Consider the following 10,103-nt stretch of genomic DNA (forward strand, 5'->3'; position numbering starts at 1 on the left):
ATCTGGGCCGGTCGGATTTCCAGGTGAAGGTTCGTGGGTTCCGTATCGAGCTCGGTGAGATCGAACAGGCCCTGACCTCGCAGCCGGGCATCGGCGGTGCGGTGGCCATCGTCCGGGAGGACCAGGCCGGTAACCAACGCCTGGTCGCCTACGTGGTGGCGGAGGACCAGGCGTCCGTCGGCCAGCCCGACATCGAGGAGGTGACCGACCGGCTCCGCCGGCAGCTGCCGGAGTACATGGTCCCGTCAGTGATCGTGCCGCTCACGGAGTTCCCGACGACACCGAGCGGCAAGGTCGACCGTGCGGCGCTGCCCGCACCCGACCAGTCCGAGGCCGCCGTCGGCCGGGGACCCCGCAACCACAACGAGGAAGTCCTCTGCCGGCTGTTCGCGGAGCTCCTCGGCGTGGCCGAGATAGGTATCGACGCCGATTTCTTCAGCCAGGGCGGATATTCACTGCTCGCCACCAAACTGATCGGTCGCATTCGCAACGAACTCAATGTCGACGTCAAGGTCACCATGGTCTTCAACAATCCGACCGTCGCCGAGCTGGCGACGCGCATCGAGGACCTGGCCACGTCGAAGCGCCCCCGGCTGCGCCAGCTTACCGTACAGGAGTAACGTCGATGATTCCGTTGTCCTTTGCTCAGCGACGGCTTTGGTTTCTCCACCGACTTGAAGGCCCTTCCGCCACCTACAACATCCCGTTCGTGCTTCGGCTGGACGGGTCACTGGATCTGCCCGCCCTGTCCGCGGCGGTGACGGACGTTGTCGCCCGGCACGAGAGCCTGCGCACTCTGATCGTGGAGAGCGCCGACGGCGCACCGGAGCAGCGGGTGCTGCCGCCGGAGCAGGCCGGGCTGACGGTCCGGGTGGTGGACGTCGCCGCGGACGCGGTGGACGCCGCGATCCACGGGGTCGCGTGCGAGGGTTTCGACCTCGACACGGACCTTCCCCTGCGGGCGGTGCTGCTCCGGGTCGCCGCCCAGCACCACGTGCTGGTGTTCGTGTTCCATCACATCGCGGCGGACGGGGCCTCGATGGCGCCGTTCATGCAGGATCTGGTCCGCGCGTACTCCGCCCGTCAGCGCGGGGACGCGCCGGGCTGGACGCCACTTCCGGTGCAGTACAAGGACTACACGCTGTGGCAGCGGCAGCTGCTGGGGGACGAGGCGGACCCCGACAGCATCGCCGCGGCGCAGCTGGCCTACTGGCGGGAGGAACTGGCCGGGGCACCGCAGCCCGTGGTGCTGCCGCTCGACCGGCCGCGACCGACGGCGGCCAGCCATCGCGGCGGTCACGTGTCCTTCGAGCTGGAGCCCGAGCTGCTCACCGGGCTCGGCAAGCTCGCCGCGGAACACGGCGCGACCCCGCCGATGCTCGCCCAGGCGGCGCTCGCCGTGCTGCTGCACCACCTCGGCGCCGGCAACAATCTGACGATCGGCAGTCCGATCGAGGGCCGTGCCGACGAGCAGCTCGGTGATCTGATCGGGTTCTTCGCCAACACCTGGGTGCTGCGTGCCGACCTGTCGCGCAATCCGGCGTTCGGCGAGGTGCTGGACCAGGTCCGGACCCGGGCTCTCGCCGCCTACGACAACCAGGACTATCCGTTCGAGCGGCTGGTCGAACTGCTCAACCCGGACCGCTCCACCGCCTACTCCCCGCTGTTCCAGGTGATGCTGGCCTGGCAGTTCGTGTGGCCGGGCATCGAGATGCCCGGCCTGCGGGTCACACCGGTCCCGACCGGTACCGNCACCGCCAAGTTCGATCTGTTCTTCAACATCGTTCCGCATGCGACCGGGGGCGCGCACGGGCGGTTGGAGTACGCGGCGGAGCTGTTCGACCACGCCACCGCCCAGGCCATCGCGAACCGCTTCGTACGCGTGCTGCGACAGGTGGTCGCGGATCCCGCAGTGCGCGTGGGTGGGGTGAGCGTGCTCACCGACGCCGAGCGGGACCTGCTGGTCGCGAGNGACGAGCCGGCCCGCGAGGGAGCCGCGTCGACGGTGCCGGAACTGCTGCGGGCCCAGGCGTTGCGGACACCGGACGCGACCGCGGTGGTGGCCGGCGACACCATGCTGACCTACCGCGAGCTGGACGTGCGTGCCAGCCGGCTGGCCTCGGTTCTGCGCGAGCGGGGGATCGGGCCGGACGTCCTGGTCGCCGTGGCGTTGCCGCGCTCGGCGGACCTGGTGGTGGCGCTGCTGGGCGTGCTGAGGGCCGGCGGGGCGTACCTGCCGATCGACCCCGCCTACCCGGCCGCGCGCATCGAGCTCCTGCTGACGGCGGGCGAGCCCGCGATGGTGCTGACGAGCGGCGCCGGGGCGGCGGACCTGCCGGCCCACGGCCTGCCGGAGCTGCGGCTGGACGAGCTGCGGCTGGACGAGCCGGGCTTCGCCGAGGCCGGCGCCGCGGCCCAGGGCCCGCACCCACAGCCGGAGAACCTGGCCTACGTGATGTTCACGTCGGGGTCAACCGGCACTCCCCGCGGCGTCGCCGTGACGCACGCCAGTGTGGTCAACGGGGTGCGGGAGCTGCGCCGGGCGGTGGGGGTCGGCCCCGGCTCACGCATGCTCGCCGCGACCTCGGTGAGCTTCGACGTCTCCGTGTTCGAGGTGTTCACCGCGCTCNCCGCGGGCGCGAGCATCGAGATCGTCCGCGACGTGCTCGAACTCGCCGAACGCGACAACTGGTCGGGCAGCACCGTCAGCGCGGTGCCGACGGTGTTCTCGGTCCTGCTGGAGCAGCTCGCCGCCGACGGTNGGCCAGCCCGCCGGCTCGACGTGCAGACCGTGGTGTTCGCCGGGGAACCGCTGTCGACCGACCTGGTCCGACGGCTGCAGGAGGTTCTGCCGCAGNCCCGGGTCGTCAACGCCTACGGGCAGACCGAGAGCTTCTACGCCACGACGTACACGCTCCCGGACCACCCGTCGCTGCTACCCGACCTGGCCGAGGGCGAGGCGACGCCGGTCGGGCGGGCGCTCGCCGGCATGCGCGCCTACGTCCTGGGCCCGGAACTGGCACCCGTGCCGCCCGGCGTGACGGGCGAGCTGTACGTCGGTGGTCTTCTCGCCCGCGGCTACCACCGCGCCGCCGCCGCGACCGCGGCGCGTTTCGTGCCCTGTCCCTTCGGCCCGGCCGGCGCCCGCATGTACCGCACCGGCGACCTGGCCCGGTGGGACCGCGAGGGCCAGCTGACGTACGCGGGGCGTGCCGACACCCAGACGAAGGTCAACGGCATCCGGATCGAGCCGACCGAGATCGAGGCCGTGCTCGCCCGACATCCCGCGGTCGGCCGCGCGGCGGTGGCCGTACGCGAGGACGCCGCCGGCACCCGACGGCTCGTCGGCTACCTGACGCCGGTCGGCACCACCACCGGCGCGGACGCCGGCGCCGACGCTGGGAACGCGGCCGGCAACGGCGACCTGTGGGCCGGCGCGTCGGCGGCGGAGCTGCGGCGGTTCGTGGCCGAGCGCCTGCCGGACTACCTGGTCCCCGCGCTGTTCGTCGTGCTGGACCGGCTGCCGCTGACCGCGAACGGAAAGCTGGACCGGGCGGCGCTGCCGGAGCCGGAGTTCGCCGGCGCCGAGTACCGCGCGCCCCGCGGCGCGGCGGAACAGGTGCTGGCCCAGGTGTACGCCGAAGTGCTCGACACCGAGCGGATCGGCGTGGATGACGACTTCTTCGCCAGCGGCGGGGACAGCATCCGCTCCATCCAGGTGGTCGCCCGGGCGCGGGCCCGCGGCGTCGAGATCACCACCCGGGAGATCTTCGACAACCGCACGGTCGCCCGGCTCGCGGAGCTGGTCGAGGGACGGGCGGAGCAGGAGCGTCCGACGCTCGCGGAGCTGCCGGGCGGCGGCATCGGGTGGGCGCCGCTGCAGCCGACCGCCGCGCACGTCCTCGCCCTCGGCAGCAGCATCAGCCGGTTCTGCATGTCCGGCCTGGTGCGGATGCCCGCGGGCGTGAACCGCGCGAGTCTGGTCGCGACCCTGCGGGCGGTCGTCCAGCGGCACGACGTGCTACGTGCCCGCCTGGATCGGGTCCGGCCGGGTCTGTGGATCGAGCCCGCGGACAGCGTCGACGTCGACGCCCTGCTGAGGGAGGTCCCCGGCGACGCCGAGGCGGCGGCCGAGCTGGACGCAGCCGCCGGCCGGCTGGACCCGGAGAACGGCGTCATGGCGCAGTTTGTGTGGTTCACCGCAGACGCCGACGCGCACGCGGAGGCGCACGCGGACCGGTTGCTGATCGTGCTGCACCATCTCGTCGTCGACGGCGTGTCGTGGCGCATCCTGCTCCCGGACCTGGCCGCTGCCTGGCAGCGGGTTCGGGACGGCCGCGCCCCGGCCGCGACCGCGGTGGGTACCTCCGTGCGCCGGTGGGCGCACGCGCTGGTCGACGAGGCGGCCACCGCGCGGCGGGTGGCGGAACTGCCGGCGTGGCAGGCCGTGGCGCGCGGGAACGAACCGACGCTCGGTGCGCGGGAGCTGGACCGGGCCCGCGATGTCGCCGCCACCGTCGACACGGTGCGGGTCCAGATACCGGCAGCGGTGACGGAAGTCCTGCTGACCACGGTGCCCGCGCTCTTCCGCGGCGGTGTCGACGACGGCCTGCTCGCCGGGTTGGCCCTGGCGCTGGCTTGCTGGCGCCGGTCTCGGGGCGTCGCCGCGTCCTCGACGCTGGTCCGTCTCGAGGGGCACGGCCGCGACGAGCAGATGGTGCCGGGCGCGGACCTGGCCAGCACGATCGGCTGGTTCACCGCGATGTACCCGGTGCGCCTCGACCTCGCCGGCATCGACGTCGCGCAGGCCCTCGCCGGCGGCCCGGCCGCCGGCGCGGCGATCAAGGCGGTCAAGGAGCAGGTACGCGCGGTGCCCGCAGGCGGAATCGGTTACGGCCTGCTGCGCCACCTCAACCCCGACACGGCCGCCGTGCTGGCGGGGGAGCCCGAACCGCAGATCGGCTTCAACTACCTGGGCCGGACCTCCGCCGCGGACGTCCCCGCGGACCTGCGCTCCCTGGGCTGGTCACCGGACACGACCCACCCCGACCTGATCGCCGCGCCCGACGGGGACATGCCGGTGCTGTCCGCGTTGGAGATCAACGCGGTGGCGACCACCNCCCCCGCCGGCAGTGAACTGACGGCCTACTTCGGCTTCCCCACCGGCGTGCTCTCCCGGGACGAGGTGACCGAGCTCGCCGGGCTGTGGGTGGACGCGCTGGGCGCCCTGGCTCGGCACGCCGCGACCCCCGACGCGGGTGGGCTGACGCCGACGGACGTGCCTCTGGTCAGCCTGGACCAGCGGGAGATCGACACCTGGGAGAGCCGCTTCGGCCGGCTGGCCGCGGTGTGGCCGGTGACCCCGGCACAGTCGGGGATTCTCTTCCACGTTCTCCTGGCCGGCGGGTCGTTCGACCCGTACCACATCCAGCTGGTGTTCCACCTGGCCGGCAAGGTCGACCCGGCGCGGATGCACCGGGCCGGGCAGGCGCTGCTGGACCGCCATCCGAGCCTGCGCGCGGCGTTCGTCCGGCGGCCGGACGGCGACGTCGTGCAGGTCGTGCCGGAGACGGTGGTGCTGCCCTGGCAGTACCTCGACCTGACCGAGGCCGACCCGGCGAGCCAGAAGGAGACGTTCGCGCGCTTCCTGGCGCAGGACCAGACCACCCACTTCGACGCGGATGACCCNCCGCTGTTCCGGCTGGCGCTCGCGGTCCTCGACCCGGAGCGACCCGAGCTCGTGCTGACCGCCCACCACGTCCTGTACGACGGCTGGTCGACCCCCCTGCTCATGCGGGACCTGCTGCTGCTCTACGCCGCCGACGGCGACCCGTCGGCGTTGCCCGCCACCCGCGACCAGGGCGACTTCTATGCCTGGCTCGGTCGGCAGGACGCGCAGAGCGCGGCCCGGGAGTGGGCGGCGGAGTTCGACGGGTTCGAGACGCCGACGCTGCTCGCGCCCGAGTCCGCCGCCGACACGTCGGACGAGACGGCGGGCGTGGCGGGCGGGGCGGACGACGACGGCGCCCGGGACGAGATCGACGTCGAGCTGGCCGACGACGACGCGCACGCCCTGCGCCGCCTCGCCGCCACCTGGGGCATCACCCTCAACAGCCTGGTCCAGGGCGCCTGGGCGCTCCTGCTCGGCCAGCTCACCGACAGCCAGGACGTGGTGTTCGGCGCCACCGTCTCCGGGCGCCCGCCCGAGCTGTCGCAGGTCGAGTCGATGGTCGGGATGTTCATCAACACCGTGCCCGTGCGGGTCCGGTTCGCACCCGGGGAATCCCTCGCCGAGGTGTTCACCCGACTCGCGCGCCGNCAGGCCGCCCTGGCCGAGCACCACCATCACGGCCTGACGGAGATCANGCGGTCGGTCGGCCTGCAGTCGCTGTTCGACACCCTGGTCGTCTTCGAGTCGTATCCGATCGACCGGGACGCCCTNGACGCCGCCACGGAAGCCGCGGACGGCATCGCCTTCACCGGCCTGCAGCCCTTCGCCGGCAACCACTACCCGCTGTGCCTGCTGGCGGCGGCCGACCCGGAGCTGCAGCTGGTCCTGCAGTACGCGCGCAGCGCCCTCGACGAGGCGACGGTGCGGGGCTACGCGGCCCGGCTCGGCCGCCTCCTGCGGCAGCTGGCGAGCACCCCGGACCTGCTGGTCGCCCAGGTCGACACCCTCGCGCCGGACGAACGCGAACGGCTGCTGACCTGGTTCGACGAGCCGGGTGCCGTGGCCAGCGACGCCACCCTCACCGAGCTCGTCGACGCGCAGGTCGCGCGGACCCCGGACGCCATCGCCCTGGTCGCCGGGGACGAGACGCTGACCTACGCCCAGCTGGACGCCCGGGCCCGGCGGCTCGCCCGCGAGCTGACCGACCGCGGGGTGGGGCCGGAGACCGTGGTGGTCGTGATCCTTCCGCGTACCGCGAACGTGGTCGTGGCCCTGCTGGCCGTGCTGCGGGCGGGTGCCGCCTACCTTCCCGTCCACCCCGGTCACGCCGCCAGCGGCCGGCTGCGGCAGATCCTCGACGGCGCCCGGCCGCACCTGGTGGTGGTTGACGCCGACACCCGCACGCTGTTGCCCTCCGCCGAGATCCCCCGCCTCGTCCTCGACGATGCGCACACGCACCGCGAACCGACGGCCGCGGACCCCGTCCCGGCTACCGGCGCCCGGCCGGCGGCCGGCCCCGACAACCTCGCCTACGTCGTGTACACCTCGGGCTCCACTGGCGTGCCCAAGGGCGTGGGGATCACCCAGCGCACCGTCGTCAACGCCGTGCGGGCTCTGGCCACGCAGGCCGGGATGCGACTCGGACAGCGGGTGCTGCTCGCGGCCTCGGTCGGCTTCGACGTCGCCACCTTCGAGCTGTTCTGCGCGCTCACCACAGGCGGCAGCGTCGAGATCGTGCGCGACGTGCTGTCGCTGGTCGAACGCGACACCTGGGACGTCGACGTGATCTGCTTGGTGCCTTCGGCGCTGGCCGAGCTCGTCGACCAGCTCGGCGGTCGCGTTCGGCCGACGGCCCTCAACATCTCCGGGGAGGTGCTGACCCCCGCTCTGGTGCGGCGGGTGCGCGAGCTCTGGCCGACGGCCCGGCTCATCAACAGCTACGGTCCCAGCGAGACCTTCTACGCCACCGGACATCTGCTCGACCCGGGCCGGTCGTACGCCACCGGTGTGCCCATCGGCGGCCCGTTCCCCGGGCTGCGCGCCTACATCCTCGGCCCGGGCCTCACCCTGCTGCCTGCGGGCACGGCGGGCGAGCTCTACCTGGCCGGAGCCGGTCGTGGCTACCACCGCCGGCCCGCCCTGACCGCGGAACGGTTCGTCGCCGACCCCTACGGCCCGCCCGGCTCCAGGATGTACCGCACCGGTGACCTCGCGCTGCTCACGGCGGACGGCGACCTGCANCACATGGGCCGTATCGACACTCAGGTCAAGATCCGCGGCTACCGCGTCGAGCCGGGCGAGATCGAGGCCGCGCTGACCGCGCATCCCCACCTGCTCCAGGCCGCCGTCGTGGCTCGACGCACCGGCGACACCCACCTGCTGACCGCCTACCTGGTGCCCGCTCCCGGCGAGACCGTCCCGAGCCCCGCCGAGCTGCGTGACCACCTGGGAGAGCGGCTGCCCGACTACATGATTCCCGGCGCCTACGTACCGCTCGACCGGCTGNCCCTGTCGCCCAACGGCAAGCTCGACCACAGGGCGCTGCCCGCACCCGACCTCACGCCCGCCACCGCGTTCCGGGCACCCCGGACAGNCCGCGAGGAGGGCCTGGCACGGGTGTTCGCCGACGTGCTCGGCGTGCCGCGGGTCGGCATCGACGACAGCTTCTTCGCGCTCGGCGGGCACTCCCTGCTCGCCACCCGGCTCATCGGCCGGGCCCGCGCCGAGCTGGGGATCGAGCTACCCATCCGCAAGATCTTCGATCTGCCGACGGTCTCCGCGCTCGCCGCCTGGTCGCAGGAATCGGCCGCGCCGCGTCGCCCCGGTCTCCGCAGAATGCCCGTAGAGGAGTGAGAGCAGTGATTCCGCTGTCGTTTGCGCAACGCCGTATGTGGCTCACGCACCAACTGGAAGGGGGAGCNGAGACCTACAACATCTCGCCGGCGTTCCGGCTGACCGGTCCGCTGGACGCCGACGCCCTCGCCGCGGCGATCCGTGACGTGGTCGACCGGCACGAGATCCTGCGCACCATCTACGTGACGGACGACGACGACGAGCCCGGCCAGCGCATCCTGCCGCTGTCCGAGGCCGAGGTGCGGGTGCCGACCGTCGACGTGGCGCCCGAGGACCTGGCCGACGCCATCGACGAGGTCATCGCCCACCGCTTCGACCTGGCGGTCGAGATCCCGCTGCGGGCCCAGCTGTTTCGCTGCTCCCCACAGGAACACGTCCTGGTCCTCGTCATCCACCACATCGCCTCCGACGGCGTGTCGGGCGCGCCGCTGGCCCGGGACATCGCCCGCGCCTACACCGCCCGCCGGGGTGGCCAGGCTCCGCGGTGGGAGCCACTGCCCGTCCAGTACAAGGACTACGCGCTGTGGCAGCGCGAGCTGCTCGGCGACGCGGCGGATCCGGACAGCCTCGCCGCGACGCAGGTCGAGTACTGGCGCCAGCAGCTGGCTGAGGTGCCGCAGCCGCTGAACCTGCCGCTGGACCGCCCGCGGCCGGTGGAGCGGAACTCGGAGGGCGACACCGTCGACATCCGGGTGGACGCCACGGTCGCGGCCGGACTCCAGCGACTGGCCGACGAGCGCGGCATGACAATGTCGATGGTCATGCAGGCCGCGCTGGCGGTGCTGCTGGCCAGGCTGGGCGCCGGGGACGACGTGACGATCGGCGGTCCGATCGCCGGGCGCACCGACGAGGCGCTGGCCGACCTGGTCGNCTTCTTCGTCAACACCCTCGTGCTGCGGGTGGACCTCTCCGGCGACCCGTCGTTTACCGACCTGCTCGCGCAGGTACGGGAGAAGGCGCTGGCGGGTTACGAACACCAGGACGTGCCGTTCGAAATGCTGGTCGAGCTCATCAATCCTGACCGCTCGGCCGCGTACCAGCCGCTGTTCCAGGTCATGTTCGCCTGGCAGAACTTCGCCAGCCAGGAACTCGAGCTGCCGGGTCTGNGGGTGGAGTTCGAACAGCATCTCACCTCGACCGCGCTGTTCGACCTGTTCTTCAGCATGACCATGGACGACACCGGCGTGCTGCGGGGCGACCTGCAGTACTCGACGCAGCTTTTCGACCGGGTGACGGCGGAGGGGATCGCGGCTCGGTTGGTGCGGGTGTTGGAGGCGTTGGTTGTTGATCCTGGTGTGCGGGTGGGTGCGGTGGATGTGCTGGGGGCTGGGGAGTGGGAGTGGTTGGTGGGTGGGGTTAATGAGACGGGTCGTGGGGTGGTGGGGGGGACGTTGCCGGACGTGTTTGAGGCGCGGGTGGCGTCGGCTCCGGATCGGGTGGCGGTTGTTGGTGAGGGTGTGCGGTTGAGTTATGGGGAGTTGGATCGGCGGGCGAATCAGTTGGCGCATTGGTTGGTGGAGCGGGGTGCGGGTCCGGATCGGGTGGTGGCGGTTCGGGTTCCTCGTTCGGTGGATTTGGT

The 10,103-nt window shown here is 72.5% G+C and carries 4 protein-coding genes and 13 pseudogenes; all 17 read left to right on the forward strand.

What is annotated here, in order from left to right:
• A partial coding sequence (locus tag UK94_RS31570; RefSeq protein ID WP_157734552.1) for a phosphopantetheine-binding protein occupies positions 1-620 on the forward strand: 620 nt, incomplete at its 5' end.
• Positions 621-625: 5 nt separating this feature from the next.
• Positions 626-1,751, forward strand: a 1,126-nt coding sequence (locus tag UK94_RS72200) for a condensation domain-containing protein (protein WP_235490893.1), incomplete at its 3' end; no start/stop codon positions are given.
• A gap of 1 nt (position 1,752) precedes the next feature.
• A pseudogene (locus UK94_RS72205) lies at positions 1,753-1,971 on the forward strand (condensation domain-containing protein); the annotation flags it as partial.
• 34 nt (positions 1,972-2,005) lie between these two features.
• Positions 2,006-2,629 (forward strand): AMP-binding protein (locus UK94_RS72210; protein ID WP_268761752.1); only part of this gene is annotated, 624 nt, incomplete at its 3' end.
• A 1-nt stretch (position 2,630) separates the two neighbouring features.
• Positions 2,631-2,761 (forward strand): annotated as a pseudogene (locus UK94_RS72215) (hypothetical protein); the annotation flags it as partial.
• 1 nt (position 2,762) lies between these two features.
• A pseudogene (locus UK94_RS72220) lies at positions 2,763-2,857 on the forward strand (hypothetical protein); the annotation flags it as partial.
• Between the two features lies 1 nt (position 2,858).
• Positions 2,859-5,119: pseudogene (locus UK94_RS72225) on the forward strand (condensation domain-containing protein); the annotation flags it as partial.
• A 1-nt stretch (position 5,120) separates the two neighbouring features.
• Positions 5,121-5,688, forward strand: a pseudogene (locus UK94_RS72230) (condensation domain-containing protein); the annotation flags it as partial.
• Between the two features lies 1 nt (position 5,689).
• A pseudogene (locus UK94_RS72235) lies at positions 5,690-6,318 on the forward strand (condensation domain-containing protein); the annotation flags it as partial.
• A gap of 1 nt (position 6,319) precedes the next feature.
• Positions 6,320-6,365 (forward strand): annotated as a pseudogene (locus UK94_RS72240) (hypothetical protein); the annotation flags it as partial.
• Position 6,366: 1 nt separating this feature from the next.
• Positions 6,367-6,441, forward strand: a pseudogene (locus tag UK94_RS72245) (hypothetical protein); the annotation flags it as partial.
• 1 nt (position 6,442) lies between these two features.
• Positions 6,443-7,911, forward strand: a pseudogene (locus tag UK94_RS72250) (AMP-binding protein); the annotation flags it as partial.
• 1 nt (position 7,912) lies between these two features.
• A pseudogene (locus tag UK94_RS72255) lies at positions 7,913-8,176 on the forward strand (hypothetical protein); the annotation flags it as partial.
• A gap of 111 nt (positions 8,177-8,287) precedes the next feature.
• Positions 8,288-8,524, forward strand: coding sequence for a phosphopantetheine-binding protein (locus UK94_RS72260; RefSeq protein ID WP_268761753.1), 237 nt, complete (start codon positions 8,288-8,290; stop codon positions 8,522-8,524).
• A gap of 68 nt (positions 8,525-8,592) precedes the next feature.
• Positions 8,593-9,394: pseudogene (locus UK94_RS72265) on the forward strand (condensation domain-containing protein); the annotation flags it as partial.
• A 1-nt stretch (position 9,395) separates the two neighbouring features.
• A pseudogene (locus tag UK94_RS72270) lies at positions 9,396-9,630 on the forward strand (condensation domain-containing protein); the annotation flags it as partial.
• Position 9,631: 1 nt separating this feature from the next.
• Positions 9,632-10,103: pseudogene (locus tag UK94_RS72275) on the forward strand (AMP-binding protein); the annotation flags it as partial.

This window comes from Frankia sp. AvcI1 (genome assembly GCF_001420875.1).
Classification (GTDB): domain Bacteria; phylum Actinomycetota; class Actinomycetes; order Frankiales; family Frankiaceae; genus Frankia; species Frankia alni.